Here is a 26,873-nt window from a genome sequence, read left to right on the forward strand (position 1 = left end):
ACGCTCAACTCGCCAGCTGCATCGCTTCGCGGGCGATGCGATGAGAATTGGCCATCACAGTCAGGGTAAAGGTAGTAGCTGGAACATTTGGGAAAACCGACCCGTCGATGAGATGGACCCGGTCCCAGCGGGCCAGCCGCCCGAGGCGGTCAGTCGTCGCGCTCCCAGAATCCGGCTCACTGGCGTGAGGAAAGCTGCCGCCAAAGTGGTAGCTCTTGGCCCCGCCCGACCACAGCATCTGCGGCGTGACCGGCCACAAATCAAGGTAGGGTGCCGCCCTGCGGATCCGCTTTATTACGTCAGGCAGCATCGGAGGCACGTGTTTGCCCCTGACCTTGGCCTCGCTGAAGCCCTCTGAAGTGAGGGTGATCTGGGGTAGCTCATCATGAACCGCGGACATCTGGGCGCTCACCCGGACCTTTGGTGACGCCCAGGACGGCAAGTAGCCCAGGCCAACGGTCAACCGGCTCAGGAGCCGATCCGTCGCGAAGGCGGCGGCGCGATGTTGGAGGAAGCCGGGAAGCGCATCGTAATATGCCTGGTTGAACGGATAGAAGTGAATCTGTGAGACATCGAAGCCTTCGTCGTCCCGGCCGATGACCATGGTGAACTGGTTGAGTGTGAACTCGCGCCTTGCACGTGGATCGGGGGTCGGCCTCATGGATATCATTGGAAGAACGAACTGAGCCGATTCCGAAAGATGCACCGGCTGGTCCGATCCAAGCGAGCCTAGGATCAGCCGGGTGGTCCCGATTGCCCCGCAGCCCACGAAGACGCGGTCGGCTGTGAATCGATGGATCCGGCCGCTGGACAGCTCCCGGGCCTGCACGACGGCTGTGTCGCCCTCCTGGTCGACCCGCACCGCGAGCAGCCCGCTGTGGTAGTCGATCCTTCCGCTGCGCCTGAAGCGATCGAAGCTGTGCGAGGCCGAAAAGATTAGCGACCGCGGGCATCCAGTCATGCATAGGCCGCAGGGTTGGCATTCCGGCGCTGAGAAGGCGAGCCGGGCGCGGCCTATCGTTATTCCAGTGGAGCGCACTCGATCGCGGTGCCGGGCGTAGTTGGCCAGGACCATCTGAGTCCGCGGCGCCAGCGGCGGAAGCGGGTCCGGGGATCCTATGAGCGGGAACCACTCCTCGAGATCGTCGGACTCTCCAGCGAAAGGAATGTGACGCAGGATTGTCCTATAGTGCTCTTCCATATCCGAGAAGGCGAACGGCCATCCCTTGAACGTGGCGGCGCTGAAGGGCATGATCTGGGCCCCCCAGACATTGCTGAAACCCCCGTAGGCGCTTGATATGACAGCTGGGTTGACTCTGCCCTCGGCGTGGACGCCGTCGAGCTGGCCCTTGTTGGCAAACGGGAAATCGGATCCGTAGCTTCTCTTTTCAGGCAGCGAATCGGGCTGGATCCGCTTGGGCTGCAGGCTGACGCGGCGGACGTCCTCCTCATCCCAGTTGTCGACACGCAGCCTGGACAGCCTGGAGATAACCTCCCGCGTCTCCGCCTCCAGCACGGTGCCCGGATCGAACACGGTTATCTTCTCATCCGGGTTCTCGGACAGCGCCAACACGGCGGCGGCCGCAGCCGGACCCGAACCAATGATTATCGAAGACGGCATCTACTTCTCAGGCCCACCGCCTTGCGCGGCCGTGTCCAGTATCTGCTTGGTGGCCTGTTGGCGCCGCCGGCGCAAGCGCCGCACCAGCTCGATCCGGCCGGCGAGGTGGCCTGCCGCGGCCAGCCCCACGCCAGCGATTATTGCCGCGATCCGGGCCAGTCCGTGGGCGTCACCCTTGGCAGCTTGCAAAATCTCCCGCGGTACGCCCTTGGTCAGCGTGTACCAGACGAAGCGGGTCTCTGCACCCAGTGTGGCGGCATCGCCCATCTGGGCAAAGGCCTCGACCTTCCCCTTATTGACGAAGAAGCAGCGGCGCCAGAAGTACTTCCAGGTCGTCCGTGAGGCGGGTACAAAGTGGCGGACGGTCGCCGCCGGTTCGTAGATGACCGCCTCACTGCCCTTGATGTGCGCCACGCGGTGGCACATGTCCATGTCGTCGTGACGGTCGGAATGGAACCCTCCCACCTGCTTGAGGAGGGTCCGCCGCACCGACATGTTGGCTCCTATGAGGTGAGCCAAAGGGCCTCGGCTGGTCGGAAGGCCGTCATAAGCACATCCGAACACCCAGTCGAACTGCACGGGGAACCAGGCCGGGCGGCCAGTCTCGAAAACCGGTATGGGACGCCCGCCGACGGCGCCGATGCGCTCATCCTGGTACGGTTCGGTGAGTATATCGAGCCAGTCCTTGTCCGCAGCCGCATCGTCATCCAGGAACGCCAGGATCTCTCCGGCGGCCGCCTCGGCTGCCGTGTTTCGGGCCGCCCCCAGGTGCCCGTCAAACTTGTTCTGGATCACCCGTGTCGGAGGGATGGATGCGGCGGATTCAGCCCAGTAGGCGGCACAACGGCGGAACAGGGGCTGGTCGACGCATACGATGATCTCGCAGGGTTGCAAGGTCTGCTTCTGCGCCGAGGCCACCGACTGAACCAACAGCTCCCATCTGTCCTCAGTGTAGGCACAGATAAGCACTGAGATCGTGGGGCGGCGCGGAATCTGCCTGCGTTCGCTGCTGACGCCATCCTCGGGCTGCACGGTTTTCGATCCAGGCTGCGCGGTTGTGCCAACGACGGAGGCTTTAGTCATGGCACCCGCCGGCTGGTTTCCGAGGCCAGGCTGGTTTCGCGTGTCTGCCTTGCCCGTGCCGTGGCAGCTTTGAGGATGTTCCAGAGCGCACCGCCGTCATTGTGGATATCGAACTGGTCGTGTTCGTCGGCGGGATAGCGTCCGCTGTCCTGCAGCGACACCAGTCGCCACACCATCCAGCCGGCGCAGTTGCCATCACGCGTCACCGAGTCGAGCCACATGGCGTAAGCTTCAGGCGCGTTCTGGTTGGAGCGGGCATGGCCGAATTCCTCCAGGAGAACCGGCTTTTTGGCGCGGGCCGCCAGCTGGCAGAACTCGGGGATCATGTCGTTGAATTGCTGGATCGTAAGATCGTAGAAGATCGGGTAGCCGTGCCAGGTCCCGAAATCGAGGGTCGGGATGGTCAAATCGGCTACCTTCGGATCCAAAATGTTGGCATTCCCTGAGGTGACAAGGTGATTGGAATCGAGGGACTTCACGTAGGCCGACATTTCTGCAGTCCAGCTCAACCGCAAGGCCAATGGCTGCGCATTGCCTTCGTTGATCAACTCCCAAGCCATGATGGTCGGGTCGTCCCGGTAGGCAAGTCCGGTGAGCGGGTTGACGCGCTCCACGACGTGGCGGACCCAAGTCCGGTAGTCCTGCTTCGTGCGCGGGTCGGTGAAGAAAAACGCGGACTCGTCGCTGCTTCCATACCAGGCCCGCATCTGCTGGGCGCCGCCCGTGAAACCCCAGAAATCCACGACAGCGATGATCAGCCTCAGGTGTCGCTTGCCGGCCTCGGCGATAAGGAAATCGACCTTCTGCATGCCGTTGGTGCCGTCATTGATCGCCATCCTGTTTTGACTTGGATCCCAGTAGAGCAGGTACGTGCCCTTGACCGCGAGATTGCTGGCTTCGCCTTCTAGCCGCCAATCCCAGATCGTAGGGACGCTTCCGTCGATCGACCCGATCACCGGCTGAAGGAAGGTGCGGACCACATTGGCGCCCATCGCCACCGCGTCATCGAGAACGCGGGTGACCTCAACCTGCGAACCATAGGTCAGATAGTGGTTGTTTACGCCGGTCACGAAGAACGGCTTGCCGTCCAACGTGAAATTCGTTCCGGAAGTCTTGATGAAAGACATTGCCGATGGCTTGTCCACGGTGCTCGCGGTGCTCGCGATTGCCAGAACGGACACGAACGCGAACGCAAATGCACATAGCCACGCATTGCGCAGTCCGTATTTCGCCCACTGCCAGTCGATCATCATCCCCTGCATGTGGCTCTGGCCGGGCGCCGAGTGCAATCGCCCCTAAGGATTACCTCCTCTGGCCTCGCACAGACCGGCGTCGATCGGGCATAGTGGTGCTTGGCTGGGGGTTCTCGTCAAAGCTCTCGTCTTCTTGAAATCTGACGTGAGAACAACAATGCGCATTTGCTTGAGTCTCGATCCGTCGCGGCTGCTGCGCTGGCATCTATGGCTGGCAGAGGCGCTCGCTGAAGTGCCCGGCAACGAGGTCTCCTGCGTTTTCGCGGCTGGCTGCCGCCCGCTGCCGTTGATCTTCCGTCTGCTGCTCGAACTCGAACGACTGGTCTATGGCTTTCGCGGGAAGGGCGCCATCGACCCCGTAGAGGCGGCGCTGCGGTGCCTGCCGCCGCCTCCAGCCGGCCAAGTGGATGTGGTGATCGATTTGAGCGGGTCGGAATCGCTCCCGCCGGCGCGGCGTGTGCTCACCCCGGTCTTCAATGGCGCACCCGGCGAGATCGGTGTCGTGGCGGCCTGGGTGCATCATCAGGATCTTCTCGTCGACCTGCATGACACGGCGCGCCCGTTGCGACCGTGGACGGCGCGCCCGACCAGTGCAGACCGACAAGTGTTGGCATTGAGGCTCGACAGCGCCCTTTCCTGCGCTGTGCCGCTGATCCTCAAGGCCCTGTGCGAGGAAACCGGTTCAGCTGCGTCCGCTAGCCCCGGTCCACGGACGGCAGCACTACCTTCGTTTGGTGCGCTTTCGGCGCTCGCAAGGGCGACCGGCACGGTTGCATCGAAGGTGATCGGGCGTCTGGACGCCTTGGCGAGGGGCGGCAGGATGTGGGGGATTGGCTGGCGCTTCGACGAATCGGCGAGCCTGCTGGACAAAGGCGAAGCAGCCTTCCGGGTGTTCACCGGAAATGCCGACAGCTACCTTGCCGACCCGTTCCCATTCCGGCACCAGGGGCAGGATTTCATCTTTGTCGAGCAGTACCTCTACTCGAAGAACCGGGGGTGCATTGCGGTCGTGGCAGTGAACCGGGACGGGACAGCCGGTGCACCCCGGATCGTTGTAGAGGAACCGCATCACCTCTCGTACCCGTTCGTGTTCGAGCAGAATGGTCAGATCTGGATGATCCCTGAATCGGGGGCGGCCAGGAATGTCTGCCTCTACAGGGCAGTGGAGTTCCCTTACCGATGGACACGGGAGGCCTGCCTCATGGAAGGCATTGAGGGCTACGATACCACGCCGCTCTGTCATGAAGGCGGCTTTTGGTTTTTCGTCAGCCCAAGGCTATGGAGGTCCACGTCCTGGGATGCCTTGAGCCTCTACCATGCCGAGAGCCTGACCGGGTCCTGGACGCCCCATGCCGCCAACCCGGTCCTGCTCGATGCCAGGCTCAGTCGGCCCGCAGGCGCCGTCATCCGACACCGCGGACGCGCGCTACGCCCGGTCCAGGACTGCGCGCGCGGCTATGGCGGCGCGGTGACGTTCTGCCAGATCGATGCGCTGGGCGAGTTGGAGTTTGCCCAGACCCCGATCGGTCGCATTTGGTCCGGAGCGTTGGGATGTCACACCTACAACCGCCGGTCCGGCCTGGAGGTGATCGACCTGTTCGGGCATATCCGGGGTTTGCGAGAGGTCACGACCTCGTATCGGTTGCTGGAGCCCGACGCGCCGGTCTCGGAACTGAGTGGGGTCTCGGAGCCGTGTGGGCAGCCGCCCCTCTCCTGGCCGGTCTCACTGGGTTAGCTATCCGCAGCCAAGGCGGTCGAGCGCAAGGGTACCCCGCCTGCAAAGAGTCGGGCGCGCTCGATCCTGCCAACACAGCTGCTGAAGGTGATCGCCGCCGCCGTACCATCCGCGCTGGTGGTATGAGCTGAAAACAACCTTAAGGGATACCCCAAAAGAGTTAATCATCTATTGTCCTTTCCTAACCATCCATCGTCCTTCCATTTCAAGTCTTCACCGGTAATGCTCGCACAACGACAAAAACTTTAAGGGCGGTCCACAAGTGTACTTTAATGGCCGACCACAAGCGTACCAATCTTCTTGCATCTCATCTTCATTTCGTTTTGGCCCAGAGTCCGCAAATGGTTGGAGTACATCCGTGGATGTGGCGGTTATTGGAACCGGTCCCTACGACTTGTGGCCGGCAGCGCATTTGCGTGCGCGCGATGGGGAGCACCGGACTTTCGGGGTGCTCATGGGGTCTCGCCCAATACCGGCAGTCTTGGCGCACTTTCAGCCCGCCCCCTGGGTCCCATCACTCGACCTCACAGCGCTGCCATGAATGAGCGTCTCCCCAGCAATCTCGCCCACGTCGGTGCCGTATCGCCGCCCGACCCGATTGATTTTGCACTGCAGCCAGCACTGACTCTGCCCCGAGTGAGCTTTATCGTCCCGACGCTCAATGAAGCCGAGAACCTCCCCTGGCTTCTGCCGCGCATCCCCAACTGGGCGCATGAGGTTATTATCGTGGATGGTCGTTCGACTGACGACACGGTCGCGGTCGCGCGCCGCCTGCGCGCGGACGTGAAGGTTGTCATGGAACCCCGGCCGGGCAAGGGCGCTGCACTGCAAGCGGGATTCCGGGCCGCCACAGGCGACATCATCGTCATGCTGGACGCTGACGGCTCCATGGTCCCGGAGCAGGCGATTGTCTTTGTCAGTGTGCTGATGGCCGGCGCGGATCTCGTCAAGGGCTCACGCTTTATTCAGGGCGCCGGTACCGACGACATGTCGCTGTTCCGGATGTTCGGCAACAGGGGGCTGACCCTGTTCGTGCGGCTGCTCTATGGCGGTTGGTTCTCCGATCTATGCTACGGATACATCGCCTTCTGGACCAAGCACGTCGACACGCTGAATTGCGACTGCGATGGCTTCGAGATAGAGACCCTCATCAACGTACGGGCATTGAAGAACCGCCTCAACATCGTCGAGGTGGCGAGTTTCGAGGCTCCGCGCATCAGCGGTGAGAGCCATTTGCGCGCCATCCCGGACGGCTGGCGCGTCCTCAAGACCATCCTGCGTGAGAGGGTGTACCAACAGCACAGGCGAGGCGCGACAGCCTGTGATGACGGCGGGTAAGCCTGATGAGAATCCTGATGGTTGCCGCTCGCTGCTACCCCTTCATGGGCGGCACTGAAACTCACATCCAGGAGGTCGGTCCCCGCTTGGTGGCGCGTGGCCATGCGGTCGACGTGCTCACTACCGATCCCTCGGGGGAACTGCCGGTTGAGGAGGAGGTGTGCGGCATGCGTGTGAAGCGCGTGCCGGCCTGGCCAAGGGAGCTGGACCTCTATGTGGCACCCGGCATTTATACCGCGATCCGGCGCGGGGCTTGGGATCTGGTCCACTTCCAGGGTTATAGCAGTTTCGTGGCGCCGATCGGGCTGCTTGCGGTCGTCCGCGGGCACCTGCCGTTCGTCCTGACCTTCCACAGCGGCGGGCATTCCTCCCGGCTGCGCAACGCCGTACGCAGCACCCAGCATACGCTGCTCCGGCCGCTGGTAGCCCGGGCCGCGCGGCTGATCGGCGTCTCCGAATTCGAAGCCGACTTCTTCAGCTCGAGGATGGGCGTGCCGCGGGAGCGGTTTGTCGTCATCCCCAACGGGGCCGCGATGCCGGCTCCTAGCCCCGGCGTCAAGGTCGATCCGCACCTGATCGTCTCGGGCGGCAGGCTGGAGCGCTACAAGGGCCATCACCGGGCGATCGCGGCCTTGCCCGAACTGATCCGCCGGGTGCCGGACGTGCGGCTGCACATCGTAGGTACAGGCCCGTACGAGGGAGAATTGCGGCGCCTCGTCTCGACGCTCGGCCTCGAGAAGCGGGTCACAATTGCGGGTATCCCCGGATCCGAGCGGCAGAAAATGGCAGACCTGCTGGCGAGTGCCGCGCTGTTCGTGCTGTTCAGCGAGTACGAAGCCCATCCGGTCGCCGTGATGGAAGCCCTGTCGCTGCGCCGTCCGGTCCTCGTCAGCGACACGTCCGGTCTGCGGGAGCTGGCCGCCAATGGCCTGTGCCGGGCGATTTCGTGCAACGCCGGTCCGGGGGAACTGGCCGCCGCCATGGCCGCGGAACTGGAGGCCCATCGGGAGGTGCCGGATTTGGCGTTGCCCGACTGGGATGCCTGCGCGCAAAAGCTGAGCGACGTCTATTGCGATGTCCTGAGCAGCCGATCCGCGGTCCGATTGCCTCCCGGCGGGGTGATCTCGTGGCCTCCTGCGACGGGGGCATGAGGCTGATGATGTCGGCTCATTTCACCGTGGGAGCCAGGATAAACCCGATCAGGGCGGGGATACGGTTCATCTCGGCCGTTATCGGCCCCGACCTTCGCGGCGGCAGCGCAGATCCCCCGCCGCAACGGGCCAACTCAGGATGGATCGCGATTCTGTGCCTGACGGTCGCCGCGGCTCTGCTCCTGGTCGTGGCCGGGCACGCGGCCGGGCGCCGGGGCTATGACGTGGCGCCGCTGCTCTTCTGGTCCGGTGTTGTCCTCCTCGTGGTTCCGACCAGCCTTCGCATCGCCGGGCCGACGACAGCCCGCGGCGAGCGCCTGTGCCTTCTGTTCCTGCTTGCCGAAGCCCTGTTCTACTGCAAGAGGGTCTATTCCCCGACAAGCTTCAGCGGTTACGACGAGTTCTTGCACTGGATTGCAGCCCAGGATCTCATCACGGCCCACCGGCTGTTCCTGTCCAACCCGCTTTTCCCCATCGGGCCAACGTATCCCGCCCTGGAAATCCTGACGACGGCGATCGTCGATCTGACGGGACTGCCCTTGGTTGTGGCGGGGACGCTCTTGTTGGCCGTCCTCAAGGGCACCTTCATCAGTGCCCTGTTTCTGTTCATCGAGAGCATCGCCGGATCGCCGCGCATCTCGGCCATCGCCTGTCTCGTCTATATGGGCTGCTCGACCTTCTTCCTGTTCGACTCGATGTTCTCCTACGAGAGCGCCGGCATCGTGCTGTGCGTGCTGACCTTCGCGGTCGAAGCCGCGTCCAGGGATCTCGTCGGGCGACCGAGGCTGAAGTCGCTCGGGCTGATTGCCTTGCTGTTGGCAAGCCTCGCGGTCACGCATCATCTTTCGGCCGCCTTTGCCGCCATCTATTTCGCGGCGCTGGCGGGCCTCGAGGCGTTGCGCCGGCACGACCCCCTGCGGATTGGGGCCGCGGTCGTCGTGGGCCTCACGGCGATCCTGGCAATAGGTCTGCCGTTCCTGTGGGCGCAGGCCCGTGGCGTCCCTCTCGCAGCCTATTTCGGCCCGGTGATCCAGGCCGGCATCGACACCTTGCTCGCGAAGATCCTGGGCGTGGCCACCCCAGTGTCGGAACACCTCGGAGCGCCGGACAAGGCCCTCTACATGCAAATGACCACCTTGCTGGCGCTCCTCCTGCTGGCACTTGGCCTGGCAACGGGATTCTTTCGGTCACTCGCCATGGCTGCGCCGAGTGATGAGCGGTCCGGTTGGCGTGCGATCCAGGCCATTCTCAAACGCCGCTGGCGCGACAGCCGCCTCGTGCTCCTCACCTTGCTGGCCTTCGGGCTCCCACTCTCGGTGGCCTTCCGACTGACCAGCGCTGGATGGGAAATCGGCAACCGCATGGGAACGTTCGTGTTCATCGGCGTCGGGCTGGTGGTCGCGGTGAGCATTGTCCACTTCTGGCAGGGGCGCACGCCGCGCGGGTGGCGCCGCATCGTGCCGGCCGTCGCTCTGTCGGTCATCGTCGTGGGCGGCGTCGCGAGCGCTACGATCAATCCCATCCATGGGCGCTACAGGGTGGGCGCTGATCAGGACTCAATTGAGCCCATGGGAATCGAAACGGCACGCTGGGCCAAGGAGTGGCTCGGTGCCGGAAACCGCTTCACCACCGACCGCATCAACCGCCTTCTGCTTGCGAGCTACGGCCGGCAGGACGTCAGGGTCAAGATCAAAGAGGGCGTCGATGCCGCGCGCATATTCGAGGGCGAGACATTGGGGTCTGACGAGTTTTGGGCCTTGGCGGGAAGCGACATCGATTTCCTGCTGGTGGACCTGCGCCTGACCACGGCGCCGCCCGTACTCGGCTTTTACTTTCAGTCGTGGCAACGGCAGAAGGGACTGCCGCTTTCGGCCGCAGCCCTGCTCAAGTTCAATGATATCCCGGGCGTCGCCCGCATCTACGACAACGGCTCGATTGTGATCTACGACGTGAGGGGATTGCATGGGAACTCCTAGCAAGCGGGACCTTCTGGCCGCCTGTTTGTGGGCGGCGGCCACGGTGGCGGCCGTTGCGGTCAGCGACAGCGTGTTCCTCCGTACCCTTTTGGGCGCGCCCTTGGTGTTCCTGGTCTCGGGCCACTCGATTCTGCGGGCCATTGGCGTCCGGACCACCTCAGTGCTGCAACACCTCACCTACGCGGTCGGAGCAAGCTTCGCCGCCGCCATTGCCGGGGGCTTTGCCCTGAACGCCACAGGCTCCCTTACGCCGCTCGGCTGGGCGGTCTGGTACTGCGTGGTGACGGCCGCCGCGGCGCTGGTGGCCGCCATCCGACGCGACACTCCCGACCTGCCAGCCTGGCCGGCTCTGGTGCCGCTGCGGCTTTGGCAGGGGGCCGCGGTCATGCTGGCGATGCTTGTGGCGACCGGAGCCTATGCGCTGGCCGTCCGGGACGAAGCGGACCACCGGGAATTCAAATACACGGAGTTCTGGTTGTTGCCATGGGCCAGTGGCGGGGCCGGCCGGATCACCGTCGGCATCAGGAGCGCCGAGACCCAACCTCAGCGATTCGACCTGGAAATCACTGTTGATGGGCAACAGTTCGCCGTTTTCCGATCGGTCGCCGTCGCGCCGGGCGACACCTGGACGCAAGAAATCCCGGTGCCCGCCTTGGCAACTCGCCAGACGGCCGAGGCGCGGCTCTATCGACCGGAGGATAACCGGCTCTATCGCAGGGTTTCGACGCTGGTGCCCGCGCATCTGAAATGAGGTTCGATCATGCGCATCCTGCTGCTATCGCAGTTCTACCCTCCGGTGATCGGGGGAGAGGAGCGGCACGTCCGCAATCTGGGCGCAGCGCTGGCGCAGCGGGGCCATCATGTCAGCGTCGGGACCCTGATGCATCCCGGATCGCCCGAAACCGAGCTGGACGGCGCGGTCCGCGTGCATCGCCTGCGCGGCACGCTCCAGCGCCTGTCGGGCCTCCACACCGATCCCGAGCGTCGCCATGCACCGCCTTTCCCGGATCCCGAACTGGTGCTTGCCCTGAAGCGGCTGGTAGCCCGGGAGGAGCCGGACATCGTTCACGCCCATAACTGGATTTACGCGTCCTTCCTGCCGCTCAAAGGTCTGAGTGGGGCACGCCTCGTGGTTACGCTCCACGATTATGGTCTTGTCTGCGCCAAGAAGAACTTCATGCACTTGGGCGCCCATCTCTGCAGCGGCCCGGCGCTGGCGAAGTGCCTGCCCTGCGCCACAGGGCACTACGGGGCCGTGAAGGCAGCCGGGACCACCTTGGGCAACTGGGCGTCGAGCTTCGCCACTCGGCGCGTGGTGGACCGCTTCATCGCGGTGAGCCACGCGGTGGCGTATCACACCGGACTCACCCAAGGCCACGCCCCCTACCAGGTCATCCCCAACTTCGTGCCCGACGATGTCGGGGTGCTTGGCCCGGAAGATCCCTGCCTGCGGGAACTGCCCGGGGATGGATTCATCCTGTTCGTCGGCGACATGGCGCGCCTCAAGGGCATTGACGTTCTTCTGCAAGCCTATGCCGGCCTGGAGCGGGCGCCGCAGCTGGTCCTGATCGGGCGCCGGGCCGCCGATACACCAACCGAGTTTCCGCCGAACGTCCGTGTCCTCGGTACGTGGCCGCATTCCGCCATCATGCATGCATGGCGGCGCTCACTGTTCGGCGTGCTGCCGTCGGTCGGGCCCGAAGCTTGCGCGACGGTCATCATGGAAGCGATGGCATCCGGCAAAGCAGTCGTTGCAACCGACGTCGGCGGCATGCCGGATATGGTCGATCATGGCGAAACAGGCCTTCTCGTGCCGAGTAGCGACGCGCACGCCCTCGCCAACGCAATGCAGACACTTCTGGACGACCGCGCCTTGCGCGCCCGCCTGGAGGCGACAAGCCTCGCCAGGGTCGAGCGTCTCAAGGCCGGAGCGGTCGTGACCCGGATCGAGCAGGTCTACCGGGACGTCCTGCGCCCAGCCGCCGCCAGGTCCGCAGTGCCGGCGCAGCAAGGTTCGGGACAGCAACCATGTCGGTAGACCGCGCCGGAACGGCCATTGTTCGCGTACGTCGAGAGCTTCGAAAGAGTTCCGCGCTCGTGATAAATTCCGGCGCTCTGGCAATCGGAACGACAGCAGCGGCCGGTCTCGGGTTTGTCTATTGGTGGCTCGCGGCGCGGCTGTTTCCGCCGGAGGTGATCGGCAACACCGCTGCGCTACTGTCCGTGATGGGGCTTATCGGCACGCTGGGGGAGGCGGGGCTCGGAACCATGCTGGTGGGCGAGATCGTCCGGAATCCTGGCAAGGAGCGCGGCCTGGTGGCCGCAGCGGCGTGCGTCGGGGTGGCGCTGGCGGTCGGCCTCGCCTTGTTGTTCGTCTTCGGGCATGCGTACTTCTACAGCTCGACCGCGCTGATCGGCGACTGGTTCGAGGGTTTTGCGTTCGTCCTCGGCTGCGGTCTGACCGTTCTCACCATCGTGGCCGACCAGGCATTCCTGGCCAACCTGCGCAGCGCCGGCAGGATGATCCGGCTAATGTTGTTCGGCACGTTGAAGCTGATGCTGATCGCCGCCGCCGCGGCTGCTGGCTACACCTCCCATGTCGCGCTTCTTCTGAGCTGGGCGGTCGGCCTGCTGGCGTCCCTCGTCGGCGTGGACCTGTTGACCCGGGGCGGTGCGCGTCAACTCGTTGGGCCTCCCGACTTCCAGCTGCTCCAAACGCTCCGCAAGAAGGTCTTCGACCACTACGCGCTCGACGTGGCCTTGCAGGCCCCGGGCATCAGCATGCCCTACCTCGTGCTGGTTCTCCTGTCGCCGGCCATCAATGCTGCCTTCGTATGCTTATGGATGTTGGTCACCATGGCCTCATTGATTCCCGCAGCCATGGCCACGGCCCTGTTCCCCGTAGTGAGAGCGAGCCCGAAACAATCCAGACACGACATCCTCTTATCGGTGATGGCGTCACTGCTCTTCTCACTGGTCTGCGCCGTCTTCGTCTTCACCTATTCGCAGACGATCCTTGCGGTCTTCAATCCGGCCTATCCTGAGATCGCCGGTTCGAGCCTGCGCTTCCTCGGCTTCAGCCTGTTGGGAACAACGCTTAAGTTTCATGCCTGCGCGGTGGCGCGGCTGGGCGACAGGATGCGCAAGGCATCTCGCTGGTTCGCGCTTGGCGGATTGCTGGAGCTGTGCCTCGTGGTCGCGGGGGCGAAGCTTGGCGGACTTCAAGGCCTGGTCCTGGGCTGGACGCTCGCCGTCAGCATCGAAGGCGTGTGCGCGGCCCTCGTTTTGGCCTTCGCAACGAAGCTGAATTCCGCCGGCGGTCCTGTGCACGAAGGGCCGCCGGTTGCGTAACAATCTGAGACTTGAGGAGACACCGCTCATGGCGCAACGTTATCGACCGCAATTGGATGGCCTGCGGGTCATCGCGACAAGCGAGAATTCTTTATCGCGCGCGCGTACTGCGCCACGCTACCCCCATCCCGGCGACTCGACCGCGATCGGAAGCAATGTTGCTTACAGGCTCGGCAAGTTGAGAGACCTGGGACTGCTGCAGGGAGTCTGGCTCGACTGCGGCTGTGCCGAGGGCGGCTACACCGAGGCCCTGGTCGCCTGGGGTGCCCAGAAAGCCATTGGTGTCGATCCTGAACGATCGAGGATCGACGAGGCCATCGCTCGCAAGCTGGTGAATGATGAGAAGCTTAATCGGCGGCCAGATGCGATCGAATACCACTGCTGCACCGACGACTTCCCATTACCGGATGCGTCCGTTGATGCGACATTGTTGAATGAGGTTCTTGAGCACGTCGCCAACGAGGCGGCCACGCTGCGCGAAATTTGGCGGGTCCTGCGGCCCGGCGGTCATCTGGTCGTGATGAGTCCAAATCGCTGGTTTCCATTCGAGGGCCACGGGATGCGGTTTCTGGGCCGTGATTTCGGTTTCCCTATCCCACTGCTTCCTTGGCTGCCGAGTTCGTGGTCGACTCGCGTTATGGCGGCACGGAACTACTGGCCGCATGAATTGCGCAATATTGTGGCTGCGGCGGGATTCGAGATACAGAAGGTCGACTATGTGCTGCCGGTGTTGGAGCGTTATCAATGGCTGCCGGCTAGCGTGATACCGACCTACCGGCGGCTCATGCCACGGATCGAAAAAACGCCTTTGCGGAAATTCGGCGTTTCAACCCTGGTCGTAGCGACCCGCCCCCTCGGCCACACTTAACTGGCGACACCCAGCTTCGGAGACCGGTGCTCCATTCCGCCGAGCCATGACGAATTGAAATTCGAGTTGAAACGACCTGACCTGGAGAGCAGGACGGTTGGCGCGGTGGGATGCTGCGCATCAGGCTCACGACATTGAGGCGACCACCTCCAGCATCACCTCCGTTGCGCCGCCGGCGATGGATAGGACGCGGGCGTCACGCGTTATCCGCTCGATCGGACTCTCGCGCATGACGCCCATGGCGCCGTGGAACTGCACACACGCATAGGCGACCTCGTTGACGAGTTCGCCGCAGATGGCCTTCAACATCGAGACCTCGCGCAGGCAATCTTCGTCCGCCGCCATGCGCCAAGCGGTGGCATAGAGAAACTGGCGGCTTGCCTCCACCTTCGCAGAGAGCATCGCGAGACGTTGACGGATCGCCTGCATGTCCCATAGGGCGCCCCCGAATGCGCGGCGAGCTTTCACCCAGGCGAGGGTCATATCGATCGCCGCCTCGGCCGTCCCTATCGCCATGGCCGCGAGGACAAGGCGCTCGTTCTGGAAGTTGCGCATGATGGAGTAGAAGCCCTGTCCCTCCGCGCCGAGCACGCTCTCGGCGGGGATACGGCAACCGTCGAAGACGAGCTCCGCCGTATCGGAGGAGCGCCAGCCGTGCTTGTCCAACTCGCGCGCGACGCTGAAGCCGGGCGTGCCCTTCTCGACGAGGAACATCGTGATTCCGTTGCTTCCTGCCGAGGGATCAGTCTTGGCGGCGACGCAGTAGAGATCCGCGTGGACGCCATTCGTGATGTAGAGTTTCGTGCCGTCGAGGACGTAAGAGTCGCCCTCTCGGAGTGCGCGCGTGCGGATGGCCTTCACGTCCGAGCCCGCATCCGGCTCCGTGATGGCGACCGCGGTGATCACCTCGCCTCTGACAATGCCCGGCATCCAGCGGTCGCGCTGGGCTTTGGTCCCGTCGTGAAAGACATACATGGAAGCCATGTCGCTATGGACCAGCATTGCATCGGCGGCGCCGCCATAGGTCGAGCGCCCGAGCTCCTCGGCGAAGACCGTCGATGCAACCGCGTCCATCTCGGCACCACCATACTCGGCCGGGTAGCGGATGCCGAAGAAGCCGAGTTCGCCCATGCGGCGCAGGATCGGACGGGGAATGAATCCCTCCTCTTCCCAGCGATCCGCACAGGGCTTGATCTCCTCCTCGACGAACCGGCGGACCTGGTCCCGCAAGAGCTCATACTCCCCCGCTGCCCAAGGCAGCCCCGGTCCTCGCGACGGTACCCAAGCTTTGTCCATCATCTTCATCCGCCCCAAGGCCATTCGGAGGGCCGTCCGATAGGCTAGAGTTCGATTTCCTCTCTCGGTCCCTCGAGTGAAGGGGCTCTGGAATCGGCCACCCAGCGCATTGCGTCGATCACTTCCGCCAGTCCGGCCACTGTCGGGCGCTCGAAGAGATTGCGAAGCTGCACGTCGACGCCGAAGGTCTTTCGCATTTGCGACACCGCCCGCATCACCAAGAGCGACTGCCCGCCCAGGCCAAAGAAGTTGTCGTCACGGCCGATCGACTCGACCTTGAGGAGATCGCACCACAGCGCGGCCAGCATCTTCTCGGTCTCCGTCGAGGGAGCGGCGAAGTCTTGTGCAGGCTGGATATTTTCCGCCGTCGGTTCGGGAAGCGAGGCGCGGTCGATCTTCCCGTTGGACGTGAGCGGCATCCGTTCGAGGCGAACATAGTGTGTCGGAATCATGGACTCCATGAGTTCTTCGGCAAGGTGGGCGCGCAGGTCCGCGACGGTCACAGGTTTCGACGAGACATAGTAGGCCACAAGTCGTGCGATGCCGTCTTCGACCGCTGGCGGTTCGACATGGCCGACTTGTGTCGCCGGTTTCACCACCGAGGTGGCGATGGCAGCGACAGCGCATTCCTGAACGTGCGGGTGCTTCAGAAGCCGCGCTTCGATCTCGCCCAGTTCGACACGCGCGCCACCAACCTTCACCTGATGATCGGCGCGGCCGAGAAATTCCAGGCGCGCTTCCGAGTTCCAGCGGGCGAGATCGCCCGTCTTGTACAGCCGCAGCTTCGAAAACCGATCTCGGGGATCGATGGCCGTGAGGAAACGTTCGTCAGTGAGGTCAGGGCGATTGAAATAGCCTCTCGCGAGACCGTCGCCGGCAATGAACATCTCACCGACAATGCCGGGGGTGGTGGGCTGATATGCCTTGCTGAGGACGTAGATGCCCGCATTGGCGGCCGGAACGCCGATCGGCACCGATGCGGATTGATCCCGGTCGATGTCGAAACGGTGTATCATGCAGCCCACCGTGGCTTCGGTTGGTCCGTACTCGTTGTAGATCTCGATAGGATGGGCGATGGCTTGCGTGATATCGCGAGCCAACTCGGTCTTGAAGTCCTCGCCACCCACGATGAACTTGCGTAGCCTTGTGGTCCCAAGATTGCGGTCGCGGATCATCGCGAGATGCGCCGGCGTCAGCTTCATGATATCGACGGCGTTGTCGTCGATGACCTTGAGCACGACCATGCTCTGAACTCCGGGATCACCAAGATAGACCACGATGCTGCCGCCGGTTATGAGTGGCGTGAAGAGCGTCGTGACGGTCAGGTCGAAGGCGAGGGATGAGAAAAGGGGCCATGCGAGACGTTCGCCGGAACTGTACATCCGAGCGGCCCACCAGATGTAGTTCACCAGGTTCCGGTGCTCGATCACGACGCCCTTGGGCGTGCCGGTCGAGCCTGAGGTGAAGATGATATAGGCGGCGCCGTCCGGAGTGGCAGCAGACGGTCGGGCCGAGTCTGGCTGATTCAAAATCGACCCGAAATCGGCGTCGAGCACGAAAATGTCGGCAAGGTTCGGGGAAATGGCGGACCGCAAGCGCGTTTGGGTGATCGCCACCGGCGCCCGCCCGTCGGTCCCGTTGGCAATGTCCTTCAAGATTGTTGCGAGACGCCCCTTCGGTGTTGCCGCATCCACCGGCACATAGGCCGCGCCCGACTTCAGGACGCCTAAGATCGCGACGACGACTTCAATGGAGTGCTCCATGAACACAACGGCAATCCGACCCCGCCCCACGCCGGTCGAGCTCAGATGCGTGGCCATCTGGTTGGAGCGTTCGTTGAGCTGCTGGTACGTCAGCGTTGCGTCGCCGAAGCGGATCGCTTCGGCGTCAGGATTACGCATCGCCTGGTCGAGGAAGAGATCGATGATCGTCCTGTCCGACGGGTAAGGCGCTGCCGTGGCGTTGTACTCGACAACCAGCGCCTGATGATCGGCATCTTTCAGCAGGGGAAGCGCTACGCCCTCCGCCGCGATAGGTAGGACTTCATTCATGAGATGCGCTCTCCATAGCAGAAATCAAAAAATCAAATCACGTCAAATCGTTCAGCTTTTTGGGTTGCTTGGCGATAAAGCTCTGCGATGGCAGGTGCGTCCGGTTCCTCCAGCATAAGGGTATCGTTGCAGTCCTCGGGCCCGAAATAGAATTCGGCATGGGGCACCACTCGAAGCCATCGGTGCGGTGCTGCACCCGATCGCATCCAAGCCTTGTTCGGAAGGAATATGCATACTCGACCTGAATACGGAGTGGGAATGTACCGCCGCAAAGCCGTGATCGCCGCGGATTTGAGTCGAGCTCTGCTCGCCAGCACCGGATCTGTCGTGACAGGCTCCTTGCTTCTGCGAATGGGGGTCACGATGGCGCGCTCGCCGAGATTCCGGAGGCGACTGCCGAAATGTCGGAGACGGGCAGCGAATGTCGGCAGTTTCGCCATCTCTCGCAGAAGTGAATCGGCGCTACGGCTAGCATAGAAATACAGCAGACGCGGCAATTTGTTATAGGTGGTGGGGTGAAGAGGGCCAAAGAGCGCTATGCAAGGGACCTCCGCTCCGCGTCCACTCAGGATTTTCGCCAGCTCGAAAGCGGTTGCAGCGCCGGAGCAGTAACCGGCGATGATGTACGGACCAGTGGGCTGATATTCGACGATCTGGCGGGCGAAGTAATTGGCGATATCTTCGACGCGGTCCATCGGCTCGCTCTGCCCATCGAAGCCAGGCGGCTGGAGTGCGTAAAACGGTTGATCGCCGCCCAGCTGCTTCGACAGGTCCGAGAATGAGAAGGGCGCGCCGATATGCCCGGGTACGGCGTAAATGGGCGTGCGTGTTCCACGAGACTGCAGGGGAATGATTGCAGGCTGTTGCCGGGCCGCCGCCGTGGCCATGTTCAGAAACGCGATGATTTCGCCCTTCCGGTTCCGCAACTGGTCGGAAGACTCCGCCGTCAGTATGCCAGCTGGGGCGTTGCACCGCAGCCGGTCGCCCTCTACCCAGACCTTGATGTCCTTGACCGCGAGGTTTGCGAGAAGCTCCGGGATCTGCATCACGTCCGCCGACACAGGGCCTCCCGAACCACTTCCTTCATGATTCACGACCCGCATCCCAACTCCCCCAGCACGACGGTTTCACCGCTGAAACTGCCGCCTCTTTCTCCGTACGCCCGGGACATGTGAGTGGAGCGCTGCCCCGTTGTGGAGCGATGCCCCGTTAATGAACTTGCGTGCCCTCGTTTATCCACAGTGCATCGTAAGCGAATGATGGCACCGCGGGCACTTCAATTCCGGACTACCAATTCCGGACTACCACCGTCCCGATGTACCCAGGTTTCGGTACGAACCTACGGACCGCCCAATCCCCTTCATCCCGGGAAGAGGGCTGTCCTAGGCCGCACCCCAGGGCCTTGGAGATAGCCTCCAGCCGGGTCCAGCGCCGGAGGAAGCCCTCCAGCCGGTCTTCCGGACCAAGGTCGGTGTAGGACCCACACTCGGAGGCGGAAAAGCAGAGCGCTGCGATCTCGTCCGCTTCGGGCACAGGGAGAACTGCCTCGATGTCCACCCCGACCTCCTGCCTGGTCGAGAGGGCGACGACCGCGACATCTCCGGATCGTGAGACGCTGAAGCACAAATCGCGAGCAGGCATGCGGTGCGAGAGGTGTGGTTTGCCCAGGTGCCCATATTCTAGTTCGACGTCGGATGGCGAGATTCCCAGTTTGGAAGCGAGGACCCGGCGCAGTTGCCCACGGGTAGCGACAAAGCGCCGGCGGTCCCGCTCCAGTCTCAACCCCTCGGCGCGCCGACGTTCCTCTTCGTTGAGGCAAACACCTATCTCGCGGATGACGTTCTGCTCCGCATCGAGCATGAATGCCACGACCTCTAAACCATCATTCTCAAGAACCGGCATTATGATCTCGGGTCTCAGTTCGACCTTATCCAAAAAGTTTGGAGGGGGCGGTGCCGGCTCCACAAGAAGCTGACTGACGCCGATTCTGACGGGTCGAATTAATCGATGTTCCGGCCGAACCGAGGCAGCATGAAAATTCCAGCTCGCGCCCAATGCGCCATGGCGATCGTCCCCGTCCGCGTCAGAAAATTGGATAAAGTCGAGCTCAGGGTAGAAGTCAGGAGTCATACGTGGATGCCGATCGCTGGGAGCGCTCATGCGCACAAGTGCAATTCTTTCTAATGAACGGCAGCGCCATTCATGCGGATTTCCCTGATGAAACAATCGCGTAAGGGCGAAAGCAAGGAGCGCCTGGTGGATATTTTGATGTATGGATGGGCTACATCAAAAGACCCAGACATACTGCTGCTCGCAAGGGGGTATGCCCGGAGGCGAAACTGCCAGATGTATCTTGCCGGAGGGACAGTGAACTGGCGCTCCAGTGATTTCCTTGCTGGGAGGCGGATCTGGTGGACCAAAAGTACCTCCCGCACGGGCAGAAGGGGCCGAAATGCCCTTATTCAACGACCTAATATGATGGCTCCAGCGGTAGGAGTCGAACCTACAAGCCTGTCGGCGCCGCATCAACAGTGCGGTGCGTCTACCAATTCCGCCACGCTGAAACATAGATTAGAGCCCGCCGAGCGAACTGGTGCTCTGATCCCGAATTGAACGGGATACGCGCTGTGCTTCAAACAGCCGCTCTTCCGGTGGGCTATATAGTGGAGCTCCTTTTTTGGTTGGCGCTTCAAGCCATGGCCTCTTTCATGTTCGCAGCAATGGTCCCTAGCACCCGCTTGGCCCCGCGCAGCTTTGCCTCGATGCGGCGCTCTGGACCGTCTCTGCCTATTGCGATCCACTTCATGGAATGCTCCGCATTAGCCAGGTGCGACTTGTGCCCCGAGAAGCCTGCCAGAAAATCGTAGCTGCACTCCCCGCGTCCGATGCTGTCCTCAATAGCCAGAACATGGCTGATAAGCCCAGGCTTAAGCCGGCCGTCGCGCTCAAAGAGAAAGCCGCTTTGGTAGTTGTAAACACGGCCGTCATGCACGAAATTGTATAAGACCCCAATTGTCTGGTCCCCAGCCAACGTCCGCGAGATGCGGACGGTCCCAGTGGGAACTCCGAGTGCAATGAGGTCCTCGTGAAATCGACGGAAGCTCGGATTGGCAAAGGCGCCCTTGCGTCCCCACCGCGCCTGATGGAGCTCGGCGAGCAAATCAAACGCGGCGAGCGCCTCCGACGTGACTTTCATAGTCTGGAACGCAATGGGGCCGCGTTCAGTATATAACCGCATGGCGCGGCTTACCGCCTGCCGAGTGTTGCGGCCCAAGGTGGCGCGGAAATTTCCACCTTTCCGGCGGACTTTGGCGAAATCGATCCACCGCGCCGTATCGTCCGCTCTCACCTCGGTATGGAGCCCAGCCCGGCCCGCGGTGCGACAAGCAGCCAACTCAAAATCCGGATCAATTCCGGAGAGCACCAGCTGGTCAGAGTAGCGCAGGTGATGCGCTAATGCCTCGAGGCATGCCGCCCTGGTGGCATCGGCCAGGGATCGCTCGGCAAGAATGCTGTTGTACTCGATGAACAATCGATCGAAACGAACATCGCCGGTTTCATTGAGTAGCCAACGCGCCCGCGCATGTGGCCCGAAACTCCAGGCGCTCCGCCGGCAAATAATCGCCAACCCAACGATTCTGCTTGACGTTCGGGCGACCAGAACATGTGGTTGAGCGCCCCCCGGCAGATGCCGCAGCCAAGTTCCGATCCAGAGCCAGGACAGGTAGAATGAGTGTGTTGCTCGGGCTTCGAGCTCCTTCCAAATGGTCTCAAGTCTCGCGATGTCCGGCAAGGCCTCCACGGTAACGTCGATGACCGCATCCTGGCTCATGGCTTGCTCTACTGAAGTTTGCTGCGGTGATGCCAAGGGTATCCTCGTTGCGCCTTGCCGCTCAGCCATGGAGCACGCGGGGTTTGTCTTGTTTGGCGAAGTCTCGTATCGCCAGCGCGAGAAGTGAAGACCCTATTGCTGACTACTCACGACGGGCAGTCCAAGCCATACTTCGAACTCGGCGGAGGCGGACATGCCCGTTCGTGAAACGGTTCAAGCTGTCGGCGAGTGATCGTTGCGCGCTTCCCACGTCGGCCCGACGAGTTCATCCACGCAGACCAGGCCGTGCAGAACAGTTTCCTTGCAGGGCATCAATTCGGACCGATTGGCTGCTCCGCCACCTCGCTGCCAGGCCCTGCATCGTTGAGAGTGGACCCGGCCGGCGAGCTCTCGCCGGTCGGCGACGAGGTCGGGACCGGCGAACCGCCCAGCGCGTCTGGCTCGCCTTCGGCCACGATTATGTTGACGAGGTCGCCCGGCTGCAACAGGGTCATCCCGGGGGACTCGATGCTGACCGGCCCGGCTGCCGATTGCCGCACGATTTGATAGGTTACGCTGTTCGCGTTCACAGCCTGGGCGCGGGTCATCGGCAACGTGTCCAGGACGCCCTCGCTGGCGTTCAAGTCGCGCATGTTGGCCGCGATCTGGGTCTCCGTGGATTCGATCTCAACCTCCAGATCGTTCCTGAGGTCGGCCTGGGTCTGCAACGCCTCAGCCTCCAGCGAAGCGAGGCGCTGCTTGGCCATCGCGTACTGGTTGAGGGCGTCCTGCCGACGCTGTTCCGCGTCGGACAACTCGCTCCGGACCTGATCCATCACCGTCATGCTGAGAACGTTGCGGTTCACGAGCGTGCGCATGCTGTTGACGCGCTCCTCGCGCAGCCTAACGAGTTCGTCGAGGGAGTCCATCCGCCCATACGCGGCAACATCTTGCCTGGCCGCCTCCAGTGCACGCAGGATCGTGCGCTCGCGGTCCTTGCGGGTCGTGGCGACGGCCTTGCGCCGGTCGCTCTGCTCGCTGACGAGGTTGGCGGCTTCAGTCGCGCCGGCCAACTCCAGCAACTGGCGCGGGATCTTGGGCGCCGTGCCGTCGCGCTCGGCTTTCAGCACCGTCACGCGGGCGAGCAACTTCGAGATTGCATCGATCGCCCCGCCCCGCCTCTGGGTTTCACGCACGGCTTCGATCTTCTGCCACGGCTCGCCCTGGCCCCGGTCGAGGCCGCCGGCCAGAGCGATGGCGTGCAGGATCGTCATGCCGGGCGCGTACTTGAACGAGCCCGGATTCTTGACTGGCCCCAGTACGTAAATGGGCGGGCGCTCCAGCGACAGGATGTTGACCAGTCCTTTGCGGCCCAGCAGTTGTTCGAAGGTATCCGCTAGGTCGGCCTGTACCTGTTGCGCCGACCGGTTGGCGACCGCAATGGAGCCAAGCAAGGGCACGGAAATCGTGCCGTCCTCTTGGACAGTATACTCGCCGCTCAGCTCCGGACGCTGCACGATACCGCGCAGGGCCGAGGCTGAGGACGCGCCCCCCCATTTGTCTTCTTCGACGTCGACGCGCTCGTAGAACACGACCTTGAGGCGGTCGCCGACGCCGAACAGGCTTCCGGTTGGCACGTCTGGCGCCGTGCTGAGGGGGCGCTGGGCACTGGTGGGAACGGCAGGGACGGCGTTGCGTTCGACCAACGCCACGGCCGACGCATCCGGTCCCGTGCTGAGGGTTTTTGGGCGCTCGGCACTGGTGGGGACGGCAGGAGCGGCGCTCCCTTCGACCAACGTCACGGCCGACGCATCCGGTCCCAACACGATCGCCCGGGGTTCGGCCGTGGCTCGAACCGGTTGATCTTGCCAGCTATCGATAGCAGCAGACACCTTTTGCACCACGGCTCCGGAGACATCCTCGACCTTCTGCGCCGCGGCTCTGGAAACAGCCCCGATGACCTCCAAGTTGATGGGCTCCCAGTTTCTGACCACGCCCCCTCCCAGGGCGGCGACTCCGGAGAGTCCAAAGACCAGCAGGATGGCCTTTATTCCCCTGATCCGCCTGCGGCCGCCGGCCTGTGACGAGGGAGTGACGGGCTCGGAATTGTATTGTGTGGCCATGGCGTGTAGCTTTCACCTTCAATGGTGACCATGCCTCCCAAACTGGTCGAGCACAGGTCGACGGAGCAAGACTCTCCCTTATCGTGACCCTTCACCGCCTGCGGCACAACTATCCCTTTGTGGGCACTCCTTCTGGATGAAGCACCGACTTGGACGAGCTCGTCCAATGTGCTGCGCTGCAGAAGAACCTCTTCGATGGCAAAAGCGATCCAACGCAACGAAGAGCCGGCCTACCGAAGCAGCTTGGCACGCGGCAGCGGCATCGCGGGAAACCAAGCCCGGCAACCCTCACGGCCGCGCATCCAACGCCACGATGGCGCCGGCCCCGCCGCCCGCATCATGCCTTCCCCAAGGCCACAGGTTTGTGAAAGCCGGATAGTCTCGAGGATGCTGCCCTACGCCTAAAGGGGGTATTTTGGTTTAGGGTTTTCCTAGCGTAACGTTAATGCGGTTGGCGCGCCGAGCGCCTTACCGGGCGCGTTGGGGAGCTACGATGACAAAACAATCCTTTATAACGGTGCTTGTCGGGCCGAGCGAGTTACTCCGAGAAGGCCTTAGTCGAATCTTGGATACAGCAAAGTTTCGTATTCTTTTCTCTGCGGCTTGTGTTCACGATCTTCTGCAGAAGCCGCTACCCCAGCACCGGCCCATCTTGCTCATCATGGATGTCGGCGGTACTGATGCAGATGCTGAATTCGCACAAATTGCTGACTTTAAGGCAATTTTTCCGAACAGTCATGTTGTTGCGCTAGCAGATCACTGTCGATCGAGCGATATAGTTTCGGCTTTTCGTGCGGGGGCTGACGCATATTTGACAAAAGCCGCTCCCTCCGACACGTTCATCAAAGCTCTCGAATTGGTTATGCTTGGGCAGACGGTGTTACCTGCGGAACCTTCGGCGTTTATTCAAGATATAAGGTCTGATCTTAAATATGATGCGGTGACTGACGATTTTACAAGCGCGGCTGCTAAAATGGAGAATGTGGAGAGACACCTATCAATTTTGTCAGCCAGGGAAAAATGTATTCTACGTTGCTTGGTTGAAGGGGAGTCAAACAAAACCATCGCACGCGAGATTAGAATCGCCGAAGCTACGGTGAAGGTACACGTAAAGGCGATCCTTCGAAAGATTCGGGTTCGCAACCGTACGCAGGCTGCAGTTTGGGCGATGAACCATGGTGTGCTCACTCTCGCGTCTGGCCCGTCCGGGAACGAAAAGATGACAACTCAGCCCTCTCACTATCCGCAAGATCTATTTGAAGCACAAAAGGGGTACCACTTTCTCGAGAACGCTCATCCGATGTGACCGCTTTATTCGGGATCTGATGAATTCACTTGCCCCAGTACCAGGCTCCGCGATGAGGGCTCCTGGATTTTGGCCCAACGAAGCCCGAATCGGAACGTTCGAGGGCGGAGAATTGGGGCTTCTGGTCTGGAAATTCGACCAACTGGTTACTCGGATCGACGAGGAAGCCTACTCCACGAAGGGCAAATGGTTCCTTGAGACAGGCTTCGGGTTGCTGAGCGGGCAGCAGTCCAGTTTCGCCGGGGCATTCACACTCCGGAAGACAAAATTCTTTAGCGGTTTTTCACGAATTCCCGAGCGAAAAAACTAACGGTGGATCAACGAACAAATCGCGCGAAGAGCCATTGAACTTGCCGGGCGATCTGCTAACAAATTCCACTGTCGCCGTCGGGTGACGTCCGCTCCAAAAGACTCTTCCAGAAGTGGCCAGCCATTCAAGGCCGACGGATTTTCATATCCATTTTGAAGTTGGGGAAGCATCAACGTGGGCAAAGAAGAAATTGCTCGTGGATTTTCGTTCAGCGAAGCCCGGATCGGAACGGTCGAGGGGGGAGAATCCGGTGTTCTGGTTTGGAAATCCGACCAGCTGGTCGCCGTCCTTACCCAGATCGACGAGGAAGCTTATTGCACGAAAGGCAAATGGTTTCTCGAGACCGGCTTCGGGCTACTGAGCGGGCAGCACAAGAACTTCGATACGATCGAGGAAGCCATTAGATGGGTGGGCACATACACCTTCCCTGAGCTCGCTCCCGCTGTAGATTGATCGGCAGATTCCGCGGCGGCAAGCCGCCCTGTACAGGTCCCGGCGAGCCCTCTCGCCCAGTGTTCTGATACCTTCGTCGCCAGAGGGATCTTGAACCGTTTGTCAGATTGTCAGACTTCGTCGACTTCCCAGACAGGGCACCCCAAACGGCGCGAGGACGAGATCCTCGCCGCGTAGGTGTGGCTGCTGCCCGACCCTGCTGGTATTCCCTGCAATGGGTCATTCAACCTTCAAAGGCTGAACAAACGAACACGGCCCGCCAGGATTCACCAAGGCGGGCCGTCTGATCGCTCGCGATTACTCTTCAACCATAGCTCCTTCTGCGAAGAGATCGTTGACCTTGTAGGCGACTTCCGTCCGGTTGGTCGCCTTCAGCTTCTTCATGATGTTTCGGATGTGGACCTTCACTGTGCTTTCACGCAGGTTCAGTTCGTAGGCGATGATCTTGTTCGCCTTGCCGCGCCGGAGCGCCTGGGCGACCTCAGCCTGCCTGAGCGTGAACATGCCCGTCAAAGGCCGCGTGTCGCAGCTGCCTGAATCTATCAGGTGCCGCATCGATAGGACACTGCTCGCCGGGACGAAGATGCCTCCCGCTGCCGCAAGGTTGATCGCCTCGACACACACGTCTATCCCGACCGAAGTCGGAATGTAGCCGCGTGCGCCGCATTCGAGCGCCGCCAGTATCTGTGCAAGATCCTCTGTGTCGGCCAGGATAACCACTGGGACTGACTTGAACTCGGACGAAATGTTCCTGATCTCGTCGGCGATGCCATGATCGCTGACTTTCCGGCCGCCAAGGTTGAATAGAATGGCTGCGAGGGGAGGGGCCGAGCCCTTCTTCGTGCGCCATTCGCCGATCGAACCCATGGCGACGACCGCCATGCCGAGTTCGTGGTCCTCAAGGGCCGATGCGAGACACTCGCGGTCTAGGGCCCTTCCGTCCAGGATGAGGAGGCATTGCCTGCCCGCCTGTTCGTTGACATTTTCAGTTCCGCCGGACGGAACTCCTGTCTGATTTGTTGAAGTGTAATTATGCAACCCTACTGTAGAACCCATATTAATACCCGCCTTTCCCCAACGCGATCTGCCTGTGGCGGCCCAATAGAGCTCCCTCATTCTTTTGGATTGAAATTTGATACCCAGCCCA

20 protein-coding genes and 1 tRNA gene are annotated in these 26,873 nt (G+C 62.1%); 10 read left to right on the forward strand and 11 right to left on the reverse strand.

Annotation, left to right across the window (positions count from 1 at the left end):
* Positions 1–4: 4 nt before the first annotated feature.
* From AC1D1L_RS05950 to AC1D1L_RS05960, 3 genes are read right to left on the reverse strand one after another with little or no spacing between them, the layout of a single operon-like run.
* Positions 5–1,621 carry a Rossmann-fold NAD(P)-binding domain-containing protein gene (locus AC1D1L_RS05950; protein WP_477339609.1) on the reverse strand — a complete coding sequence of 539 codons (1,617 nt, stop codon included), beginning with the start codon at positions 1,619–1,621 and terminating at the stop codon, positions 5–7.
* The gene (locus tag AC1D1L_RS05955) at positions 1,622–2,704 is read right to left on the reverse strand and encodes a glycosyltransferase family 2 protein (protein WP_477339611.1); all 1,083 of its coding nucleotides are present in this window, start codon (positions 2,702–2,704) and stop codon (positions 1,622–1,624) included.
* Positions 2,701–3,954, reverse strand: coding sequence for a glycoside hydrolase 5 family protein (locus AC1D1L_RS05960; protein ID WP_477339613.1), 1,254 nt, complete (start codon positions 3,952–3,954; stop codon positions 2,701–2,703). The genes AC1D1L_RS05955 and AC1D1L_RS05960 overlap by 4 nt, the downstream gene beginning before the upstream one ends.
* A gap of 160 nt (positions 3,955–4,114) precedes the next feature.
* Between AC1D1L_RS05960 and AC1D1L_RS05965 the strand changes: the two genes are divergently transcribed.
* The 8 genes from AC1D1L_RS05965 to AC1D1L_RS06000 all read left to right on the forward strand — a co-directional run bounded on the left by AC1D1L_RS05965 (position 4,115) and on the right by AC1D1L_RS06000 (position 14,376).
* Positions 4,115–5,692 (forward strand): glucosamine inositolphosphorylceramide transferase family protein, encoded by a 1,578-nt coding sequence (locus AC1D1L_RS05965; protein ID WP_477339615.1) that lies wholly within the window; start codon positions 4,115–4,117, stop codon positions 5,690–5,692.
* A gap of 537 nt (positions 5,693–6,229) precedes the next feature.
* On the forward strand, positions 6,230–7,030 hold the full coding sequence (locus tag AC1D1L_RS05970) for a glycosyltransferase family 2 protein (protein ID WP_477339617.1): 801 nt from the start codon (positions 6,230–6,232) through the stop codon (positions 7,028–7,030).
* 5 nt (positions 7,031–7,035) lie between these two features.
* Positions 7,036–8,181, forward strand: coding sequence for a glycosyltransferase family 4 protein (locus AC1D1L_RS05975; protein WP_477339619.1), 1,146 nt, complete (start codon positions 7,036–7,038; stop codon positions 8,179–8,181).
* Positions 8,178–10,157, forward strand: a complete 1,980-nt coding sequence (locus AC1D1L_RS05980; protein WP_477339621.1) for a hypothetical protein — start codon at positions 8,178–8,180, stop codon at positions 10,155–10,157. Before AC1D1L_RS05975 ends, AC1D1L_RS05980 begins: the two co-directional genes overlap by 4 nt.
* Entirely contained in the window at positions 10,144–10,908 is a 765-nt protein-coding gene (locus AC1D1L_RS05985; RefSeq protein WP_477339623.1) for a hypothetical protein, read from the forward strand. Before AC1D1L_RS05980 ends, AC1D1L_RS05985 begins: the two co-directional genes overlap by 14 nt.
* Before the next feature lie 9 nt (positions 10,909–10,917).
* On the forward strand, positions 10,918–12,195 hold the full coding sequence (locus AC1D1L_RS05990; RefSeq protein ID WP_477339625.1) for a glycosyltransferase family 4 protein: 1,278 nt from the start codon (positions 10,918–10,920) through the stop codon (positions 12,193–12,195).
* Positions 12,186–13,508, forward strand: coding sequence for a lipopolysaccharide biosynthesis protein (locus AC1D1L_RS05995; protein ID WP_477339627.1), 1,323 nt, complete (start codon positions 12,186–12,188; stop codon positions 13,506–13,508). The genes AC1D1L_RS05990 and AC1D1L_RS05995 overlap by 10 nt, the downstream gene beginning before the upstream one ends.
* A 28-nt stretch (positions 13,509–13,536) precedes the next feature.
* A complete protein-coding gene (locus AC1D1L_RS06000) occupies positions 13,537–14,376 on the forward strand; it encodes a class I SAM-dependent methyltransferase (RefSeq protein WP_477339629.1) in 840 nt (279 codons plus the stop codon).
* A gap of 126 nt (positions 14,377–14,502) precedes the next feature.
* Here the strand turns inward: AC1D1L_RS06000 and AC1D1L_RS06005 are convergent, their stop codons facing one another.
* The 7 genes from AC1D1L_RS06005 to AC1D1L_RS06035 form a co-directional block, all read right to left on the reverse strand.
* Positions 14,503–15,606, reverse strand: a complete 1,104-nt coding sequence (locus tag AC1D1L_RS06005; RefSeq protein ID WP_477339631.1) for an acyl-CoA dehydrogenase family protein — start codon at positions 15,604–15,606, stop codon at positions 14,503–14,505.
* A 110-nt stretch (positions 15,607–15,716) separates the two neighbouring features.
* Positions 15,717–17,723, reverse strand: coding sequence for a non-ribosomal peptide synthetase (locus tag AC1D1L_RS06010; RefSeq protein ID WP_477339633.1), 2,007 nt, complete (start codon positions 17,721–17,723; stop codon positions 15,717–15,719).
* A gap of 32 nt (positions 17,724–17,755) precedes the next feature.
* The gene (locus AC1D1L_RS06015; RefSeq protein ID WP_477339635.1) at positions 17,756–18,826 is read right to left on the reverse strand and encodes a TubC N-terminal docking domain-related protein; all 1,071 of its coding nucleotides are present in this window, start codon (positions 18,824–18,826) and stop codon (positions 17,756–17,758) included.
* Between the two features lie 184 nt (positions 18,827–19,010).
* On the reverse strand, positions 19,011–19,853 hold the full coding sequence (locus AC1D1L_RS06020) for a 4'-phosphopantetheinyl transferase family protein (protein WP_477339637.1): 843 nt from the start codon (positions 19,851–19,853) through the stop codon (positions 19,011–19,013).
* Positions 19,854–20,202: 349 nt separating this feature from the next.
* A tRNA-Asn gene (locus AC1D1L_RS06025) sits at positions 20,203–20,287 on the reverse strand.
* A 125-nt stretch (positions 20,288–20,412) separates the two neighbouring features.
* Positions 20,413–21,591: a GNAT family N-acetyltransferase gene (locus AC1D1L_RS06030; RefSeq protein WP_477339639.1), complete on the reverse strand. Its 1,179-nt coding sequence runs from the start codon at positions 21,589–21,591 to the stop codon at positions 20,413–20,415.
* A gap of 275 nt (positions 21,592–21,866) precedes the next feature.
* A complete protein-coding gene (locus AC1D1L_RS06035) occupies positions 21,867–23,657 on the reverse strand; it encodes a polysaccharide biosynthesis/export family protein (protein WP_477339641.1) in 1,791 nt (596 codons plus the stop codon).
* A 493-nt stretch (positions 23,658–24,150) separates the two neighbouring features.
* On the opposite strand from AC1D1L_RS06035, the gene AC1D1L_RS06040 reads away from it, so the two are divergent.
* Both AC1D1L_RS06040 and AC1D1L_RS06045 read left to right on the forward strand, forming a co-directional pair.
* Positions 24,151–24,963 (forward strand): LuxR C-terminal-related transcriptional regulator, encoded by an 813-nt coding sequence (locus AC1D1L_RS06040; RefSeq protein ID WP_477339643.1) that lies wholly within the window; start codon positions 24,151–24,153, stop codon positions 24,961–24,963.
* Positions 24,964–25,447: 484 nt separating this feature from the next.
* Complete coding sequence (locus AC1D1L_RS06045) at positions 25,448–25,726, forward strand: hypothetical protein (protein ID WP_477339645.1); 279 nt, start codon at positions 25,448–25,450, stop codon at positions 25,724–25,726.
* 297 nt (positions 25,727–26,023) lie between these two features.
* Here the strand turns inward: AC1D1L_RS06045 and AC1D1L_RS06050 are convergent, their stop codons facing one another.
* On the reverse strand, positions 26,024–26,782 hold the full coding sequence (locus AC1D1L_RS06050; RefSeq protein ID WP_477339775.1) for a LuxR C-terminal-related transcriptional regulator: 759 nt from the start codon (positions 26,780–26,782) through the stop codon (positions 26,024–26,026).
* Between the last annotated feature and the right edge of the window lie 91 nt (positions 26,783–26,873).

The organism is Mesorhizobium sp. P2_D6, assembly GCF_056404315.1.

Bases quoted from the DNA above. Each gene is read 5' to 3' on its own strand.
- AC1D1L_RS05980 (WP_477339621.1), top strand. From the start codon at position 8,178: ATGAGGCTGATGATGTCGGCTCATTTCACCGTGGGAGCCAGGATAAAC.
- AC1D1L_RS06000 (WP_477339629.1), top strand. From the start codon at position 13,537: ATGGCGCAACGTTATCGACCGCAATTGGATGGCCTGCGGGTCATCGCG.
- AC1D1L_RS05955 (WP_477339611.1), bottom strand. From the start codon at position 2,704: ATGACTAAAGCCTCCGTCGTTGGCACAACCGCGCAGCCTGGATCGAAA.
- AC1D1L_RS05995 (WP_477339627.1), top strand. From the start codon at position 12,186: ATGTCGGTAGACCGCGCCGGAACGGCCATTGTTCGCGTACGTCGAGAG.
- AC1D1L_RS05975 (WP_477339619.1), top strand. From the start codon at position 7,036: ATGAGAATCCTGATGGTTGCCGCTCGCTGCTACCCCTTCATGGGCGGC.
- AC1D1L_RS05950 (WP_477339609.1), bottom strand. From the start codon at position 1,621: ATGCCGTCTTCGATAATCATTGGTTCGGGTCCGGCTGCGGCCGCCGCC.
- AC1D1L_RS06015 (WP_477339635.1), bottom strand. From the start codon at position 18,826: ATGCGGGTCGTGAATCATGAAGGAAGTGGTTCGGGAGGCCCTGTGTCG.
- AC1D1L_RS05985 (WP_477339623.1), top strand. From the start codon at position 10,144: ATGGGAACTCCTAGCAAGCGGGACCTTCTGGCCGCCTGTTTGTGGGCG.
- AC1D1L_RS06035 (WP_477339641.1), bottom strand. From the start codon at position 23,657: ATGGCCACACAATACAATTCCGAGCCCGTCACTCCCTCGTCACAGGCC.
- AC1D1L_RS05960 (WP_477339613.1), bottom strand. From the start codon at position 3,954: ATGATCGACTGGCAGTGGGCGAAATACGGACTGCGCAATGCGTGGCTA.
- AC1D1L_RS06050 (WP_477339775.1), bottom strand. From the start codon at position 26,782: ATGGGTTCTACAGTAGGGTTGCATAATTACACTTCAACAAATCAGACA.
- AC1D1L_RS05970 (WP_477339617.1), top strand. From the start codon at position 6,230: ATGAATGAGCGTCTCCCCAGCAATCTCGCCCACGTCGGTGCCGTATCG.
- AC1D1L_RS06020 (WP_477339637.1), bottom strand. From the start codon at position 19,853: ATGACTCCTGACTTCTACCCTGAGCTCGACTTTATCCAATTTTCTGAC.
- AC1D1L_RS05965 (WP_477339615.1), top strand. From the start codon at position 4,115: ATGCGCATTTGCTTGAGTCTCGATCCGTCGCGGCTGCTGCGCTGGCAT.
- AC1D1L_RS06010 (WP_477339633.1), bottom strand. From the start codon at position 17,723: ATGAATGAAGTCCTACCTATCGCGGCGGAGGGCGTAGCGCTTCCCCTG.
- AC1D1L_RS06040 (WP_477339643.1), top strand. From the start codon at position 24,151: ATGACAAAACAATCCTTTATAACGGTGCTTGTCGGGCCGAGCGAGTTA.
- AC1D1L_RS05990 (WP_477339625.1), top strand. From the start codon at position 10,918: ATGCGCATCCTGCTGCTATCGCAGTTCTACCCTCCGGTGATCGGGGGA.